General features: G+C 73.9%; 13 protein-coding genes. 8 read left to right on the top strand and 5 right to left on the bottom strand.

From position 1 onward, the window contains the following. Positions 1-126: 126 nt before the first annotated feature. Both R6Y94_RS21945 and R6Y94_RS21940 read right to left on the bottom strand, forming a co-directional pair. Positions 127-654: a hypothetical protein gene (locus R6Y94_RS21945; RefSeq protein WP_318397745.1), complete on the bottom strand. Its 528-nt coding sequence runs from the start codon at positions 652-654 to the stop codon at positions 127-129. Further along, positions 647-1,240: a hypothetical protein gene (locus R6Y94_RS21940; protein WP_318397744.1), complete on the bottom strand. Its 594-nt coding sequence runs from the start codon at positions 1,238-1,240 to the stop codon at positions 647-649. Before R6Y94_RS21940 ends, R6Y94_RS21945 begins: the two co-directional genes overlap by 8 nt. Positions 1,241-1,432: 192 nt before the next feature. On the opposite strand from R6Y94_RS21940, the gene R6Y94_RS21935 reads away from it, so the two are divergent. The 8 genes from R6Y94_RS21935 to R6Y94_RS21900 all read left to right on the top strand — a co-directional run bounded on the left by R6Y94_RS21935 (position 1,433) and on the right by R6Y94_RS21900 (position 12,163). Then, on the top strand, positions 1,433-2,599 hold the full coding sequence (locus tag R6Y94_RS21935) for a sensor histidine kinase (RefSeq protein ID WP_318397743.1): 1,167 nt from the start codon (positions 1,433-1,435) through the stop codon (positions 2,597-2,599). Beyond that, the gene (locus R6Y94_RS21930; protein ID WP_318397742.1) at positions 2,596-3,255 is read left to right on the top strand and encodes a response regulator transcription factor; all 660 of its coding nucleotides are present in this window, start codon (positions 2,596-2,598) and stop codon (positions 3,253-3,255) included. Before R6Y94_RS21935 ends, R6Y94_RS21930 begins: the two co-directional genes overlap by 4 nt. 221 nt (positions 3,256-3,476) lie before the next feature. After that, a complete protein-coding gene (locus R6Y94_RS21925) occupies positions 3,477-4,397 on the top strand; it encodes an ABC transporter ATP-binding protein (protein WP_318397766.1) in 921 nt (306 codons plus the stop codon). Then, positions 4,394-5,098: an ABC transporter ATP-binding protein gene (locus tag R6Y94_RS21920; protein ID WP_318397741.1), complete on the top strand. Its 705-nt coding sequence runs from the start codon at positions 4,394-4,396 to the stop codon at positions 5,096-5,098. The genes R6Y94_RS21925 and R6Y94_RS21920 overlap by 4 nt, the downstream gene beginning before the upstream one ends. A gap of 16 nt (positions 5,099-5,114) precedes the next feature. After that, positions 5,115-8,306 (top strand): FtsX-like permease family protein, encoded by a 3,192-nt coding sequence (locus R6Y94_RS21915; RefSeq protein ID WP_318397740.1) that lies wholly within the window; start codon positions 5,115-5,117, stop codon positions 8,304-8,306. Between the two features lie 74 nt (positions 8,307-8,380). Beyond that, positions 8,381-11,149 (top strand): FtsX-like permease family protein, encoded by a 2,769-nt coding sequence (locus R6Y94_RS21910; RefSeq protein WP_318397739.1) that lies wholly within the window; start codon positions 8,381-8,383, stop codon positions 11,147-11,149. A gap of 236 nt (positions 11,150-11,385) precedes the next feature. After that, positions 11,386-11,619 carry a hypothetical protein gene (locus R6Y94_RS21905; protein WP_318397738.1) on the top strand — a complete coding sequence of 78 codons (234 nt, stop codon included), beginning with the start codon at positions 11,386-11,388 and terminating at the stop codon, positions 11,617-11,619. Between the two features lie 172 nt (positions 11,620-11,791). Then, complete coding sequence (locus R6Y94_RS21900) at positions 11,792-12,163, top strand: sigma factor (RefSeq protein ID WP_318397737.1); 372 nt, start codon at positions 11,792-11,794, stop codon at positions 12,161-12,163. 100 nt (positions 12,164-12,263) lie between these two features. Here R6Y94_RS21900 and R6Y94_RS21895 read toward each other — a convergent pair whose 3' ends face one another. The 3 genes from R6Y94_RS21895 to R6Y94_RS21885 form a co-directional block, all read right to left on the bottom strand. Then, a complete protein-coding gene (locus R6Y94_RS21895; RefSeq protein WP_318397736.1) occupies positions 12,264-13,088 on the bottom strand; it encodes an SGNH/GDSL hydrolase family protein in 825 nt (274 codons plus the stop codon). A gap of 159 nt (positions 13,089-13,247) precedes the next feature. After that, entirely contained in the window at positions 13,248-14,774 is a 1,527-nt protein-coding gene (locus R6Y94_RS21890) for a PQQ-binding-like beta-propeller repeat protein (protein WP_318397735.1), read from the bottom strand. A 41-nt stretch (positions 14,775-14,815) separates the two neighbouring features. Next, on the bottom strand, positions 14,816-17,023 hold the full coding sequence (locus R6Y94_RS21885) for a DUF6461 domain-containing protein (RefSeq protein WP_318397734.1): 2,208 nt from the start codon (positions 17,021-17,023) through the stop codon (positions 14,816-14,818). Positions 17,024-17,205 lie beyond the last annotated feature (182 nt).

The following is a 17,205-nucleotide window of genomic DNA, read 5'->3' as shown; positions in this document are numbered from 1 at the left end:
AAACGGCGGCGATCCTCGGCCCGGGCGGAGCGGACCCACGGGCGGCCGGCCCGAACGGGGGATGTCGGGCCGGCCGCGGTTCGGGGGAGTGCGGCACCCGGGCCGGCGGCCCGCGCACGAAGGTGGTCAGGCGGCCACCGCGCGCACCTTCGTGCGCGTGCGGCGCCAGGCCACCACGATCAGCGCGATCAGGCAGAGCAGCGGCAGCGTGCTCACCGACCAGCTCAGGGCGAACGGTGGGCCGGGCTGCTCCAGCACATCGAGGTGGCGGAACTCGCCGACGCCCTTCCCCGCCGGTCCGTCGACGGTGAACCGCATGGTCCAGTTGCCGGCGAACCGCAGGCTCTCCGTGTCGAGTCCCCACACCTCGCGTTTGCGCGGGTGTCGAGCCAGCGGGACGGTGTAGTGGGCGTCCGGGCCGATGAGTTCCAGCACCCCGGACTTGCCGGCGATCCCGCCATCCGGAGCGAAGGTGAAGTCCAGCGATCGCATCGCGCGTACCGGCCAGGTGCTGAAGCCGACCGTGACACCGTAGGGGCCGGCCTGGACCCGTTCGGCGTGCACGACCCTGACCGGCTGGTACGCCGAAGCCGGCACCACCCAGCCGAGCAGCAGGCCGAGCGCGGTCACCAGTACCACGAGGGATCTACGCATGACTCGCCTCCTGCCGCATGACGTGTCGCAGGATCTCGGCGCAGCGCGCACCGAGGAACCCGGCCAGGGCGGCGAGGAGCGCCGCGGCGGTCGCCACGACTATGACGTCGGCGGCCGCCGGCCGGTCGAGACCGTACAGCCACGCCTGCTGAAGCGGGGCGGCGACGCCGAGGACCGCACCCCCGATCCCACCGACGAGCCAGGCAGGCTGCCGCCGCAGAACCGCCACGAGCACGCCGAACACGACCAGCAGCATCGGAATCCTCGCGGCGTGCTGCGAAACGCCTTCGGTGTAGTCGCGGAGCGGCAGGCCGGTCGCGTTCGCGTACACCCTGGTGGCCCATGGCGCGAACCACCCTCCCGCGGTGCTCGCGCGCAGTGCCAGCCGCCCCGCGGGCGAACCCGCGTGCGTCACCACGTCGACCCGCAGCGGCGCCGGTGGCCGGTCCGTCCGGCGAACGATCACGGTCAGGTCCCGGCCGGCCATCGTCTGCGCCAGGTGGATGTCGGCACCGACCGCCGGACCGTCGGCGGAGGCCGGGCCGGCGTCACCGAGCGCCGCGTGGAGTACCGCCACGACCGCCATCGGCAAGCACGTCGTCCACACTCGCCGCCAGGCGCGACCGTTCTCCGCCGGCGCCCGAGCCCCTTGCCGCACGACATCCATGAGTCGAAGGATGAGCCTGCGGTTTGCGGTCGGGCGTCACCCCGGTGTATCGGCCGGCATACCTCTGTGGGGTGACGCCCCGGGCACGACCCGACCGGTATCGTTCGGCCCGTGCCGGCCAAGGAGCTCGGAATATTCTGGTGGCTCGGCACCGGCGCCGTGGCGTTGGTGCTCCTGGTCGTCAGCCTGCCGGTCGACGTCTCCACCTACGGCACTCCGGTCGTGCTCACCTTCGTGACCGTCACCGCCCAGTCCGCCGCGCTCCCACTGCTGCTCGTGCGCCCGGTGGCCGCGACCGTACTGCAACTCGCCGCGCTCGGCACCCTGTCGGCCTTCATACCGGTCACCGAGGTACCGACGTGGCCGCTCACCGTTCCGGGCATGATCGGGCTGATCGCCCACATCGGGCTCATCGGCGTGCGTCACGGCTGGCAGCCGGTGCTGGCGCTGTGGTGGGGAAGCTTGTTGCTGTGCATCCTGCGGGTGGTGCTGGACCCGCGCAGTCACAGCATCGACGCCGCCGACACGACATTGGTCGTCTACGCCACGAACTCGGCGTTGATGCTGATCGCCGCGATCGTGGTGCGGCATGGCGCGACGATCCAGCGGCAGCTCGCGGACGCCCGGCGCGACATAGCGGCGGAGCAGAGTCGGCGGGCGGTGGCGATCGAACGGACCCGGATCGCGCGCGAGCTGCACGACGTGGTGGCGCACAGCATGTCGGTGATTCACATGCAGGCCACGTCGGCGTCGTACCGGCTGCCGAACGTCGACTCGGAGGCGAAGGCCGAGTTCGTCCGCATCGCGGACGGGGCACGTTCGGCGATCCGCGAGATGCGGCAACTGTTGACGGTACTGCGCGAGGAGAGCGCGGATCCGACGCTTGCCCCGGTGCCGCGCCTGGACCAGTTGGACGACCTCGTGCGGTCGGCGCGTCGGGCCGGGGTGCCGGTGGAGGTGCGTGGGTCGGTGCCCGACCTGCCGGAGACGGTGGGCGCGGCGGCGTACCGGATCGTCCAGGAGTCGTTGAGCAACGTGATCCGGCATGCCCCCGGAGCTCGTACGACGGTCACGATAGGACAGGTACGCGACGCGTTGCACCTCGAAATAGTCAACGAGAGTTCGGTGCGCGACGCCCCGACATCCGGTGAAGGCGGTCACGGGCTGTACGGCATGGGCGAGCGCGTACGGCTGCTCGGCGGAACCTTGCACACCGCCGCGCGGTCCGAGGGAGGCTATCGGGTGGCGGCGCGACTACCGATCGGAGGAACCGGGTGATCCGCGTCCTCATCGTCGACGACCAGGCGATGATCCGTGCGGGCATCCGGGCGATCCTCGGGGCTCAGCAGGGCGTCACGGTCGTCGGCGAGGCGGAGAACGGACGGGTCGGCGTCGACCGGGCACGGCGCCTGCTGCCCGACATCGTCCTGATGGACGTGCGGATGCCGGTGCTCGACGGTCTGGCGGCAGCGCGGGAGATCCTGGCCGGCCCGCATCCCGCGCGCGTGCTGATGCTCACCACGTTCGATCTGGACGACTACATCTACGAGGCGTTGCGGATCGGCGCGAGTGGCTTCCTGCTCAAGGACAGCGAGCCGGAGGAGTTGGTGCGGGCCGTCCGGGTGGTGGCCGCCGGGGAAGCCTTGCTCGCGCCCTCCATCACCCGACGCCTGGTCGAGAACTTCGTCACCGCCCGTCCCGACCCGTCGGTGTCAGCCACCGTCCTCAACATCCTCACCGACCGGGAGCGCGAGGTGTTGCGGCAGATCGCGCTCGGCCTGTCGAACGCCGAGATCTCGGCCGTGCTGTACATCGCCGAGCAGACCACGAAGACCCACGTGAGCCGGATCCTGCAGAAGCTGGACCTGCGCGACCGGGTCCAAGCCGTTGTCCTGGCGTACGAGACGGGACTGGTCACTCCCGGCAGGAAGTAGCCTGAAGTCGTCATGCGCGGCCGACCTGTGCCGGTCGGACACCGGCTCCGCCTCGTGGGCACCGTTCCGGTGCCGAATCACGCAGTTGATCGTGCTCGGTCCGCCCGGCGAGCGGTCCGGGGAGGTCGGCACCGCCAGGCAGCCAGCCGTTGACGGCCCTGGATCTCCATGGCTACAGTCTGCGCGACGCGGGCCGAAGGAGAGGAATCGCCATCACACCGCTGTCTCTCCCGCAGCCAACACCGCGCCGAGCGGTGGAGTTCGGCCGGGACGCGCTGATCGTCTGCGAGAGCCTGGTCCGGATCTACCAGACCGGGTCGATCGAGGTGCAGGCATTGCAGGGGCTGGACCTCGTCGTGGAAAGCGGCGAGATGGTCGCCGTCGTCGGGGCCTCCGGGTCGGGCAAGTCGACGCTGCTCTCCATCCTCGCCGGAGTCGACGCCCCCACCGCCGGGCGGGCCCGCGTCGACCGGTGGGACCTGCTGGCGATGTCCCGGGCCGAACGCGTCCGCTACCGGCGGCACACCGTCGGGTTCGTCCGGCAGCAGAGTACGAGCAATCTCGTGCCCTACCTGACCGCGCGGCAGATGGTCGACCTGCCGATGACCGCGGCCCGCACCCCGGCCGGTACCCGCCGCGCCCGCGCCGCCGAACTGCTGGAGGCCCTCGGCGTCGCCGACTGCGCCGACCGGCGTCCCGCGCAGATGTCGGGCGGGCAGCAGATGCGGGTCGCCGTCGCGGTCGCCCTCGCCAACCAGCCTCGGGTGTTGCTGGCCGACGAGCCGACCGGCGAGCTGGACACCACCACCTCGGCGGAGGTCTTCGGGGCGCTGCGGGACGTCAACCTTCAGCTCGGCGTCACCGTCGTCGTCGTGACCCACGATCCCGAGGTCAGCGGCAAGGTCGAGCGGACAGTGGCGATCCGCGACGGGCGTACCAGCAGCGAGGTGTTGCGCCGTGCGGCGACCGGCGCCGACGGCGACGTGCGGGTGGTCGCCGAGGAGTACGCCGTGATGGATCGTGCCGGGCGGGTCCAGGTGCCCCGCGAGTACCGTGAGGCGCTGGCGTTGACCAGGCGGGTCCGGCTCGCCCTGGAGGCTGACCACGTCGCGATCCGCCCCGACCTCGCCGAGCCCGCGTGAGCGCCGACCCGCTGGTCACCGTACGCGGCGTCCGGCGGAGCTTCGGTGTCGAGCCGAGGGTCGTACACGCGCTACGGGACGTGTCGCTCGACGTCGACGCCGGCACGATGGTCGCCCTGGTCGGCCGCTCCGGCTCCGGCAAGACCACCCTGCTCAACATCGTCGGCGGGCTGGACCGGCCGGACTCCGGGACCGTCGTCGTCGACGGCACCGAGGTGACCGCCCTCGACGAGGACGGCCTCTCCCGGCTACGACGCGCGACGGTCGGCTACGTGTTCCAGACGTTCGGACTGATCCCGGTGCTGTCGGCCGCGGAGAACGTCGGCGCACCGCTGCGGCTGGCCCGTACCCCGGTGGCGGAGCGCGAGCGCCGGGTCGAGCTGCTGCTGGAACTGGTGGGTCTGGCTGACCACGCCCAGCAGCGTCCCGGCGAACTCTCCGGCGGCCAGCAGCAGCGGGTGGCGATCGCCCGGGCCCTGGCCGCGTCACCACGGCTGCTGATCGCCGACGAGCCGACCGGGCAACTGGACGCCGAGACGGGCCTGTCGGTGATGTCGTTGCTGCGTGCCGTGGTGGAGTCCGAGGGTGTCACGGCACTGGTCTCCACGCACGACCCGGTGATGATGGCGCTGGCGGACCGGGTGATCCGGATCCAGGACGGCCGGCTCGACGACGAGCCCGACGGGCCGGCATCCCGGTGACGGCCCGGGGCGGCCGATGCTGAGGCTGCTCGGGCTCCGTGCCCGCGCCCAGTGGCCGCTGCTCGCGGCTCTGCTGGCAGTCGTCGCGCTCGGCGCGACCCTGCTCGGCACCTGCGCCCTGCTGGTGACCGGTACCGCCGATCGGGCGTTCGAGGTCGCCGCGGCCCGGGCCGCCCCCGGCGACGTCGGTGTCACCGCCTACACCGTCACCGTGCGGGGCACCCACGCCAGCTCCGTGGCCGCCGACACCCGCGAACTGCTGACCTCGACCCTCGCCCCGTTCTCCGCGACGACGGCCACCCGGGCGTCGTCCGCGTTCCGCACCCTGCCGGAGAAGCTGGCCGGACCCAGCGACGTCCTGACCGAGACGTACCTGTCGGCAATGGACGACCTGCCGGCCCGCGCCGCGCTGGTCGACGGACGCTGGCCACGGGCCGCCGGCGGGGCCACGTCGCTGGAGGCCGTGCTGCTCGAACCCACCGCGCGGCGGCTCGATCTCGGCCTCGGCAGCCGCATCCGGCTCGGCGCGGAGTTGAACGACGAGCCCGCCCCGGCGGTCGACGTGACCGTGGTCGGCGTCGTACGCCCGCTGCCCGGCACCGGGTGGGACCGCGATCCGCTCGGCGGGGCCGGCTACGATCTCGCCTTCAGCGACGGGCGCCAACAGCAGTTGGTGCACGCCTACGGTCCGGTCGTCGTCGATCTCGCCGACCTGCTCTCCGGCGGCCACACCATCGACCGGATGGAGATCACCGCCCGACCGGACCTCTCCAGTGCCGCCCGCCACGACCTGGAAACCGTCGCCGGGGCCGTACGCGGCGCCGACCGCCGGCTGGCCGGGATCCTCGGCGACCGGGTGCGGATCGAGAACCTCGACTCGCGGCTGCCGCAGACGCTGCTGGCCGCCCGTGAACAGCAGCGGGTCGCCGCCGCCACGGTGCTCGCCGTCGCCCTGCTCGGCGGTGTCCTGACCGCGGCCGCCCTGGCCCTCGCCGGACGGCTCGCTGCCGGAATCCGCGCCGAGGAGACCGGCCTGCTGTCGACACTCGGCTTCGGTCGTGGCCGGCTCGCCGCCGCGGCGGCTGTCGAGGGCGGTACGCTCGCGCTGCTCGCCGCCGCGCTCGCGGTCCCCGCCTCGTCCCTGCTGCATTCCGGTCTGACCCGGCTACCACCGCTGGCGGGTGCCGGCCTTGCCGGGCCACCGGGGGTGACCGCCCCGCAGGTGCTCGTCATCGCCGGCGGCGTACTGGTGCTCGCGGCGGTACTCGTGGCCCTCGCCGCCCGGCCGGTCTCCGTGGCCGGCGGCCGACCCGACCCGCGCGGGCTGCTCGCCCGGTCCGGAGCCGATGTCCTGCTCGTGGCGTTCGGCGCGGTCGGGCTCTGGCAGCTGCATGCCCAGGCCACCGTCGCCGACAGCCGGATCGACGCCGCCCGGGTGATCGCGCCCACGCTGCTGCTGGCCGCCGGCGCCGCGCTGGCCCTGCGCCTGGTGCCGCCCGCGTTGCACGGTGCCGAGCGGCTGGCCCGTCGCGCCCGGGGACTGGCGCTTCCGCTTGCCGCGTTCGAGGCCGCCCGCCGACCCCAGGCGGTCGCCGCCGGCCTGCTGATCAGCCTCGCCTGCGGAGCCGGCACCTTCGGGGTGGCCTTCGGCGCCACCTGGGAACGGTCGCAGTACGACCAGGCCGACCTCTCGGTCGGCACCGATCTGGCGATCGCGTTGACGGCTCCGCCGGTCGCCGGCCAGGGCGCGGCGGTCAGCGGGGCGACCGGGGGAGCGGTGAGCCCGGCCGCCGAGCGCGGCGTCGCCATTGGCCAGTGGCTCGGCACGGCCGGCGACGCGCCCCGGCTGGTGGCCGTGGACACCGGCCGGGCCGGGGCGCTGCTGCGTGGGCGGCTGGACGGCGACCGTAGCTGGGCGGAGGTGGGCGCCGCACTGGCGCCGCCGTCCCGCGCCGTCGGGGTCGCCGTCCCGGCCGGTACCGCCCTCGCCGTGACCGGTACCGCGACCGGTTCGACCCCGGTCGTGGTGACCCCCAGGCTGGTGTTTCAGGACGCCACGGGCCTGCGGACGACCTGCACCGGCGAGCTCGTCCCGCTCGACGGCGCGCTGCACCGGCTACCGGAGTGCGTGCCGGCCGACGGTCTGGAACTGGTCGCGATCTCCCTGCCGATCGCGGCCGACCCGTCCGCCGGACCGGCCGGTCCCGAGCGCAGCCACGTCGCCGTGACGCTGACGGCTCCCGGGGCGTCGGCGGCCCGGAACGGCGCACCGCCGTGGACGGCCACCTCCGCCCCGCCCGCACCCGAACAGCTCACGGATTCGGCCGTCGCGCTCGCCGCTACCGCCTCGGGTATCGAGTTGAGGATGACGACGGCTGTCCAGTTCAGCGGCGCTCAGATCGCCGCCCGCGACCTCGTCGCGACCGCCTTCCCCGCGCCCGGACCGATACCCGTGGCCGTCTCGGCCCGCCTCCTCGACGAACTCGGGGTGCACCGCGGCTCCCCGCTCAGCATCGGCGTCGGCGTCTCGGCCGTCTCCGTCGTCGTCGCCGACGTGGTGCCGCACGTCCCGTCCGCCCCCGGTGCCGCCGCCATCCTGGCCGACCTGGACGCGGTCTCCCGTGCCCTGGTGGTCACCGGCAACCTCGAGTATCCCGTGGACGGCTGGTGGGTCGGCCACCCCGACCGGGCGGACGCCGCCGTACACGCCGCAGCCCTGCACCTCGGTCAGGTCACCACCCGTGCCGCTGAGGCCGAGCGCCTGCGTGCCGGGCCGTTGCGTGCCGGGCCGCCGGCCGCGCTCCGGCTGCTCGTCCCCGCCGCCGCGTTGCTGCTGATCGCCGGTGTCGTCCTGCACGTGCTCGTCGACCTGCGGGCCCGCAGGGTCGAGGTGGCCCGGCTGCGAGGGCTGGGAATGACCCGGCGCGAGGTCCGAGTGGTGCTGTTCGGCCAGTACGCCGGCCTCCTGCTGCCGCTGCTGATCGCGGGTGCGGCCGTCGGCGGGCTCGCCACGCTCGTCGTCGCGCCCCCGCTGATCCGGTCCGACGCCGGTGCCGCGCCGGTCCCGCCCGTCGTGCCGTACTGGCCGTGGGCGGCCGAGGCGGCCCTGCTCGGCCTGCTGCTGGCCGGTTGCGTGCTCGCGGTGGCGGTCGTGGTCACCGTCCGGACCCGGCGTGCCGAGGCCGCGTACCTGCGGGTGAGTTCGTGATCCGGCTTCGGCGACCCTCGGCGCACTGGCGACCCGCTGTGCACTGGCGACCCGCTGTGCACTGGCGACCCGCTGTGCACTGGTGGCCCGCGCTGCACTGGCCGACTGTCCGCAGCCGCCCTCGGGCCGATGCCGGGCCGCTGCTGTTGACAACGGTCGTCGTCGCGGTCGTCGTCCTGTTCGCCGGTGCGGTGCCGCCGCTGATCCGGGCCACCGCCGACGACGCCGTCCAGCAGGCGGTACGCCGCGCCGGCGACGACGCGGCGATCCGGGTGCATGCCCGTTGGGAGCCGGACGCCGGACCGCGCGGCGGACGCGTCCGCGACCCGTACCTGGCCGAGGCCGTCGGCGACCTGCACAGGATGGCCCGGGACGAACTCGGACCCGATCTGGCGGCCGCGCTGCGCCCGTCCATCGCCGGCGTCACCAGCAGCACACTCAAGATCACTGACGGCAGCGTGCAACGCACCTTCCAGCTCAGCTACCTCGGGAACGATCCGGCGGCCGGTGGGGGCCCGGACGTCACCTGGATCGCCGGCGGTGCCCCCCGGCCGTCGGTTCCGGAGGCGGACAGCCGGGTCGAGGTCCCGTACGGCGGACCGCCCTGGCCGGCGCAGGTCGGCCTGTCGAAGGCGGACGCCGAAGCGCTCGGCCTGGGCCCCGGCGACCGCATCCCGCTCGTGGACCAGCACAACAACGAGAAGTACGTCCAGGTGAGCGGTGTCTTCGAGGCGGCGGACAGCGACGATCCGGCCTGGCGACTCGCACCGTGGCTGTTGCGACCCGTTCCCGGCGTGGACGGCGTGGGCAGCACTCGGCTCGCCGGGCTGCTCTCCGCCGACTCCCTGCCCGACGCCCGGCTCGCCTTCGAGGACGACGAACTGCAGCGCAGCCTCTGGTTCAGCCCCGACCCCGAGTCGCTCACCCAGGACTCGGCGGGCAGCATCGCGGCGACCGTGGTCGCCCTCAAGGCGTCCTCCGGCTCCTCCGGGGTCCGAGACGGCACCCTGCGCTGGGAGACGCGGCTCGATGCCGTGCTACGGGACGTCCGGACCCAGATCGCCGCCGCGACCGCGCAGGCGTCCGTACTGCTCATCGGGGTCCTGGCCGTCGCGGTACTGGTGCTGATGCTCGCTGCCGAGCTGCTGGTCCGCCGCCGCGCCTCGGCGCTGGCCGCCGCCCGGCAGCGCGGTGCCTCCCTGCCGGACCTCGCCGCGGAACTGCTGCTCGAGTCCACCGTGCTGGCGCTGGTGGCCGCCGTGGCCGGGCTCGCGCTGGCCGGCGCGGTCGCCCCGGGCCTCTCCTGGAGCTGGGCGACCCCGGTGGTGCTCACCGCGGCCGCCGCCGGCCCGGCTCTCGGCACACTCGCCGCCGCCCGGGCCACCCGGGACCGGCGCGTCCCGGCCAACCGGGCCGCACGCCGCTGGGTCCGCCGCACCGGGCAACTGCGCCGGGCCACCCTGGAGGCTGCGGTCCTGGCCGCCGCGGTGGCCGCCTTCGTCGCGCTGCACCAGCGCGGAATCCTTCCGGCCGTCCACTCCGGCGCGCCGGCCGGTCCGGAATCCGGCCAGCACGATGGCGTGACACTGCCGGCGAGCGCGCCCGCGCTTGGCGCGCTCACCGGCGGGCTCGTCCTGCTGCGGCTGCTGCCTGTCGGTACCCGCCTTGCACTGTGGCGCTCCCTGCGCTCCCGCCACCCGCTCGCGGTGTTCGGCGCCGCGCGGGCGGCAGCGACGTCGGCACGGGTGCTTCCACTGCTGGTCCTGGTGACCTCCGTCGCGCTGGCGTCGTTCGCGCTCACGCTCCAGGCCACCACCGTCCGGGGCCTCGCGGCGGGCGCGTGGCGTACCGTCGGCGCCGACGTCCGGCTCGACGTCAGCCCGGCCGCCGAGGACTCCACGGCAGATCTCGCCCGGCGCATCGCCGCCGGGCAGGGGGTGCGGCAGGTGGTGGCCGCGCAGGTGACCGACGGTGCGCCGATCGCCGCCGATTCGACGCTCGTCGCACCCCGTCTGGTGATCGTGGACGCCGTCGCTCTCGCGCGGCTCCTGGCCGCGACCCCGCTGGCGGACGGACCGGAACTCGACAAGCTCACGGCGGCCGGCCCCGGTCCCGTCCCGGCGCTGGTGCGCTCCACCGACGGCGAGCTGCGGCCCGGCACGCGGTTGGAGCTCCGCCGGCAGGACGGCCCGGCCGTCCAACTCGCCGTGGTCGGCGCGGCGCCAACCGTCGGCGACGCGGACGACGTGGTCATCGTCGACGCCGCCGCGATCGCCGCCACCGGTGTACCGGTCGTTCCGAACACCGTGTGGGTGGCCGGGCCCGGCGCTGCTCGGGCGGCCGCCGACACCAGCGTCGCGGCTGAGGTGGTGGTGCGCGAGGACGTGTTGGCACAGCGCCGCGCGGCGCCGCTCTCGCTGGGGATGCTGCGGCTGGGCTGGGCCTCGGTGGCGATGTTGCTGGCGATGGGGCTGCTCGGGCTGGCGCTCGGCGCGGCTGCCGGCGCGTCGGAGCGGTGGCAGACGCTGACCCGGCTGCGGACGCTCGGCCTGCGGTCGAGGGACACCCGCCGGGTCGCCGCGGGCGAGTTGCTGCCGCCGGTGGCCGTCGCCGCGGTGGCCGGCCCGCTGCTCGGCGTGCTGCTCGCCGGCCTGACGCTCGGTCCGCTCGCGCTGCGGCTGCTCACCCTGCAGGCTGCCGACCCGGCGCTGGTGCTGCCGTGGTGGCAGATCGGTCTGCTCGCCGTCGCGTTGCCGGTGGCGGTCGTCGCGGTGCTGCGGGTCGAGTTCGCATTCCGGCGCCGTCGGCGACTGGCCGAGGTACTCCGGGCGGGCGGGGGATAGCCGCCGTCGACCGGGCGCGGTACCTCGGGCGGGCGGGGACAGCCGGCGGTCGGACCTGCGGCAGTTCCGGGTCGGAAACGGCCGTTCTCCGGACCGGACCGGAACCGGCTGCGGTTGCGGCTGCTCTGACCGTGGGCATGTCGGTAACGCGGTCCACCCGGCCGAACCGGCGGTGGACCGCGACCGGCTGCTCGTTCCGGCGCATCTGCGGGCGATCGCGCTCGTAACATGAGGACGTGGAGTGGGTCACCGTACGCTTCGCGGGCGGTCCGGCCGACGGCACCGCCCGGGACCTGCCGGCCGCGCCCGGCGGCCGGCCGCCGCGACGGTGGGTGTTGAGCAGCAGCTCGGACGGGCCTGCGGAGCCGCCCGGCGTGGACCACCTCTACGAGTTGCGGCCCCAGCAGGAAGCCGACGGCTGCTGGACGATGGCGTTCGTCCGCTCCGACCCGGTCGGGATGACCGAGTAGCGGCGCCGGGGCGAGAGGCTCTGCCGCACGACGCGAGGCCGACCGCGCGCCGGGAACCGCTGGCCCTGCCGGGAACTGCTGACCGTGCCGGGAAATTGTCGACCGCGGATACAACCATTCGCGGCCCGGCGAGCATCCCAGTGCCGGAATCGTCTCTGGGAGGGTCGACCGGATGCAGCCGGACTGGGAGCACGAGTACGTCGAGTTCGTCACGACCGCGATGCCGAGGATGCGGCGGCTGGCGTACCTGCTCTGTGGCGACGCGCACCGGGCCGACGATCTTGTCCAGCAGACCTTCACCACGCTCTACGTGCACTGGCCCCGGGTCCGTACTGTCACCCACCTCGACGGGTACGTCCGGGCCGAGACCCCGGCGGTACTGGCCGGCGAGCGGCCGGTCTTGCTGCCGCTGCCGGACGGGGCCGTACCCGGCAGGGCGGGACCGGCGGCGGTGAGCGTCAGCGACGACGGCCGGGTGGTCGGCGGGCTCGTCTCGGTCGGCCCGGACGACGCCACCGCCGCCGTCCGCTGGACCTGCGAATAATCCACGGGTACGGCGGGAGCAAGCCGTCGCCGGACCTCTGCCGGCCCCGCCCGGGCGGATACCGGACGGGGCCGTGGACGTACCGGTCAGGCCCTGCGGGTCAGGACTTGCGGGCGGCGGCCCGGATGGCGGTCTCGACGATGCCGGCGTAACCGACGTGGCCGGCCCGGTTCGGGTGGTACGACTCGCCGATCGGGTTGGAGGTGCCGTTCAGCCACTCGACGTCGTCGCAGACCGCGTGCCCGGTGAACGGCCCCCGGGCGTCGACGAAGGCGAACCCGTGCGCGGCGGCCCGGGCGGCGATGGTGGTCGCCAGCAGGTCCGCCGCGGCGTTGAGCTCGGCCTGCTCACCGGGGGAGATCCGGGCGATGATGTTGCACTCCTCGCCGTTGAAGAGGCGCGGATATCCGACCACCGCGACCCGGGCGTTCGGGGCGAGGCTGCGGATCCGGGAGTAGAGCTGGTCGAGCCGGCCCGGCAGGGTGTTCCGGATGGTGTTCTCCGCGCTGTCGATCTGGGACCAGCAGGTGGTGGGCCAGGGCAGCGCGCACTGCACGATCACCGATGACCAGCCGATGTCGTTGCCGCCGGCCTGCACCGTGACGTAGTTGGTGGCCGGGTTGAGGCTGCCGAGTTGCCCGCTGAGCACGCTGGAGGTGGTGGCTCCGGCGCAGGCCGGGAAGCTGAGCGTGGCGCCGAGCCGGGCGGCGTCGAGCACCGGGTAGGAGTGCCGGGAGCGCTGGCAGGAGCCGCTGTCCGGGTAGTACTCCCGGGTGCCGGTGCCGGAGGCGTACGAGTCGCCGAGTGCGGTGTAGGTGGTCGCGGCCGCGTGCGCGGGTACGGCGGCCAGACCGACGGTGAGCGCGGTGACGAGTGGGACGGTGATGGCGGCTAGCAGGGGGACCAGGCGACGAGGCAGCGACATGATTGGCCTCCTGACATAGGCAAAGATAGATGCCAGGTTGGCAGATACCTGCGCTGCGCGGTAGTACCTGTGTAGGTTTCTTTCCTCTCGTTCACCCCTGGTTCCCGTGGCCGTCGGATCCACCCGGAGACCCCGGCAGGGTCTGCGGCGCCGGCCGGCTCAGCGCGCCGAGATGGCGTGGAACGCGCCGGCCCGGGTGCCGACGTAGATCCGCCCCCGCCAGACCGCCGGAGTCGACTCGATGCAGCCGCCCAGCTTGACCTTCCAGAGTGGCTTCGGCGCGGCCCTGGTGTCGGCGACGTCGTACGCGTGCAGCGTGCCGTTGCAGTCCCCGATCACCAGTACGTCGTCGACCACCACCGGCGACTGCCAGGTCGGACCGGGCAGCTCGAACCGCCACCGCACGGCTCCGGTCGCCCGATCGACGCCGAGTACCTCGCCGCCCTGGGTGTCGAAGATCGCGATGTCCTTGTGCAGGGCGGGACTGCCCCAGATGCCGGCCGGCTTGCGCGCGTGGTCGTCGACGTGCCAGACGCTCGGGTTGCCCTTGCGCCTAGGGTCGAGCTTCATCATCTGCCCGACCTGCTTCGACCGGGCGGTGCCCCGCTCGTACTCCGAGCCGACGTAGAGCGCGCCGGTCTCGTCGACCGCGATCGAGGCGTCGGTGTCGTCGCCGGTCCAGAACCGGAACACCCGCTTGGGCTTGCGCCCCTGCTTCAGGCCGCTGATGTCCCAGCCCTGGACCAGCCCGCCCGAGTTGGCGAAGTAGACGACGTTGCCGGAGATCGCCACCGAGTTCTCGATCGAGACCATCCGGTCGTCCACGTCGCGGAGGAGTTGGGCGTCCCAGCCGGGGGCGTTGAAGACCAGCTTCGGCTTGACCGTGACCTTGCCGTTGGCGGCGTACTTCCGGTTGAGCTTGACGATGTGGAACTGGCTGTTCTCGCCGCCGAGGAAGAGGTAGTCGTCGAGGATCAGGCCGGCACCGTCGAAGTCGTCGTTCCACATCGTCGGCGAGACCGCCCGCGCCGACAGCTTCCACAGCTCGGTCGGCCTGCCCCGGTCGATCGCGATCACCCGGTAGTAGTTGTCCCGCGATCCGGAGTAGACCAGCGGGAAACCGTCCGGGTCGATCGTCACCGAGCCCTTGATGATGTCGCCGGTCGGGAAGTCCGGCAGGATCCGCTCGCCGGTCTCGCCGTCCAGGAAATGAATCTTGTGGTCGTACGCCCCGAAGACCACCCAGGTCCGCCCGGCCCGCTCGAAGACGGCGGGTTGGCCGGTCCAGCCCGTACCGCACCAGACCCGGGTGCCCTTCTCGTCGGTCGACTCCCCACACAGGCCACCGCTGCGCGGGAACTGCCACTGCCGCGCCGGAGTCGTCCGGGGCATCGGCCCGGTGCCGTAGTACGTCCGGGTCGGATTGCCCCGGAAGGTGAGCAGGCCGTCCACCTTGTCGCCGTACGGCTTGCCGACCAGGGCCGGATCCGACCAGCCGGTGAACGCGGCGGGTTCGGCGCCACCCACGCCGCCCGGGGTCGGGCTTGCGCTGCCCGACCAACTCGGCCCGGTGGCGGGCGCGTCGCCGCCCAGGTCGCAGGAGGTGAGGCCGAGTACGGCCACCAGGCCGACCACGACAAGCCGGGTCGGGGTCGGGGTGAATCCTGAACGCAGTGGTCCGGTCACCGCAACAGTGTGCCTACCGACGACAACTACCGACAGGACCGCTATTCGGTCACTTCAATGTCCGGTCGTTCCGGCGGGTTGGCCTGATGATCGGCGGAGTCGGCATCCCGCGAACGGGGGAGCCGCCCGGCGGCAGGCGGGCGCCGGTCCCGGCCCCGCAGCCTCGGCGGTTGCCGAGGCTGGCCAGGTGGAAGCGGCGGTGGTGGAAGCTGGCGGGGTAGGACCGGCGGTGCCGGCGGTTGCGGAGGCTGGCCAGGTGGAAGCGGCGGTGGTGGAAGCTGGCGGGGTAGGACCGGCGGTGCCGGCGGTTGCGGAGGCTGGCCAGGTGGAAGCGGCGGTGGTGGAAGCTGGCGGGGTGGCATGGGGAGATGACCGGCCGGTGGGACCGCCCGGATCGCGGTCGGCGGCTGGAGGGCGGGACCACCGGAGCGGTGGAGCCACCGCCGGCGGCGCGGTGGGCGGATCACCAGGGGCGCGATGACGGCGTTCGCCCTTCGCGCCCGGTCCTCCTCGGCGATCAGTTCCTCGATCGCCCCGTCCGGTATCCGCACCGGACCCAGGTCGGCGGCGAACTCGGCACGCCAGTCCGGGGACAGCCGGTGTCGGAGCAGATGCGACACGGCGACCCGGGGCGGCGAGCCGAAGACGCCGAGCATCGCCTCGGCGGCCCGTTGCCGGCGCGCCCATGCCTCCCGCTCCGCCTCGGTGAGCAGGTCGCGCGCCTGGTAGTCGCCCCGGAGGGCGTACGCGGCCCGGGCCTCCACCGCGATCCGGCGGATCCGCAGCCCGAGCGGCGAGTCGTCGTCGACCCGCCAGCGCGCGCCGGTCGCCGTCCGGTCCAGCGCCGCGGAGAACTCCGGATAGCCGTCGAGCCCGGTCTCGGCGGCGAGCCTGCGGGCCTGTGCGACCATCGCCGACCGCAGGTCCGGCTCGTCGGCGTACCTGATCAGGCCGGCGATCGTCGGCTCCAGTACGGCCGGCAGCGCGGCCTCGGCCGGCGGAGCGGGCAGCAGCGGTTGATACTGCGCGCTCGGCAGCGCCCCGAGCAGCGTCGTGACGTCCAGTTCGATGCCCAGTTCGGCCCGGAGCACGTCGAGCAGGGCCGGCAGGTCCTCGTCCGGGTAACGGTCGGGCGGCGGCGGGAGCAGCCCGGCGGCCCGTAGCGCCGGTGCGAGGAGGTCGGGCCGGCTGCCGGTCGACTGCTCCGGCCGGAGCGTGTCGTACCCGGTGACCAGCGTGCCGTCCTCGTACAGCGCGAACCGGGTGGCGGTGCCGATGTAGTGCACCGCCACCGCCCGGGTGCCGGCGGAAAGCCGTCGCAACACCTCCGGGCGGGCGCCCTGCGCGTCCCGCTCCTCGGCGGCGAACGCCCAGGCGCCGGCCCGGCCGACCCGGACCACCGGCCGGTAGCCCTCGGTCCAGGTCTCGGCGAGGTCTCCGGCCGCCAGCCGGTCCCGGGGTACGGCACGGGCCGGCTCGGCGCCGTACCGCCGGAACAGCTCGGCTTCGTCGACGCCCGCCACGAAGCTGAGGCAGAGGTTGCCGAACTCGCCGACCCAGCCCGCCTCGGGCTGCGGCGGGTGCGGCTGCGCCGGATAACGCCCGGTGGTCCCGGCCGCTGCCGCCGGACCGACCTCGGCCGGCAGCGCGAACACCGACCGGGGGGCCGGATGCTGCTCCCGGACCGTCTCCCAGTGCAGCCGCCCGCCGAAGGCGACCGGATGCCTGGACCGCATCGGCCGCCCCCGGTGCAGCGCGTCCGCCAGCTCCGCCAGCAGGTCGCCCAGCGACGCCCAGCGGCCGAAACTGGTCCCGCCGCCCTTCAGGTGCGTTCCGACCGCCCCGTACGACCCGCCGGGGCGGCAGTCCAGCACGAGCATGTCCACCGAGTTCGTCTTGGCGAACGGCACCCACTCGGGATGCCAGTAGTGGCCACGCATCGTGTCGTCGGTCATGAACTCGCGCAGCCCCTCTTCGGTGTTCCGCCACCGCCGCACGATCTGCTCCACCGACATTGGCTGGTACGACCCGGCCAGCTCCAGCGTGCCCGCCCCGTCGGCACAGCCGTCGTGCCGGGCCAGCGATGCGGACAGGTCGGCCGGGAAGGTCACCCCGATCGCCCGTTCGGCGTCCGCCACCGCTGCCGGATCGGCGGGCGGCCGCAGCGACCCGTACGTCTCGACGGCGTGCTGGGCCAGCCACTCCTCGATCCTGGCCCAGCCTGCGACGACCCGCTCGACACCCGTCACCGAACCTCCCCCGTGGACACCGACCGTCGGTCGCCGAACGACTTCGCGCCCGGCGGTGCCTGGATCTTCCCCCGTGGACACCGACCATCGACGCTGTTCACTGCCGACGGCGACGGTACGGCAGCGTACCGGTCCGGGGTGACATCCATCCCGGGGCCGATCGGCGGGAGCGGCTGACCGGC

Origin of the sequence: Plantactinospora sp. KLBMP9567 (assembly GCF_033446045.1) — a bacterium.
Classification (GTDB): domain Bacteria; phylum Actinomycetota; class Actinomycetes; order Mycobacteriales; family Micromonosporaceae; genus Plantactinospora.
The sequence above is the reverse complement of the archived record's forward strand: the minus strand, read 5'-3'. Positions and strand labels throughout refer to the sequence as shown.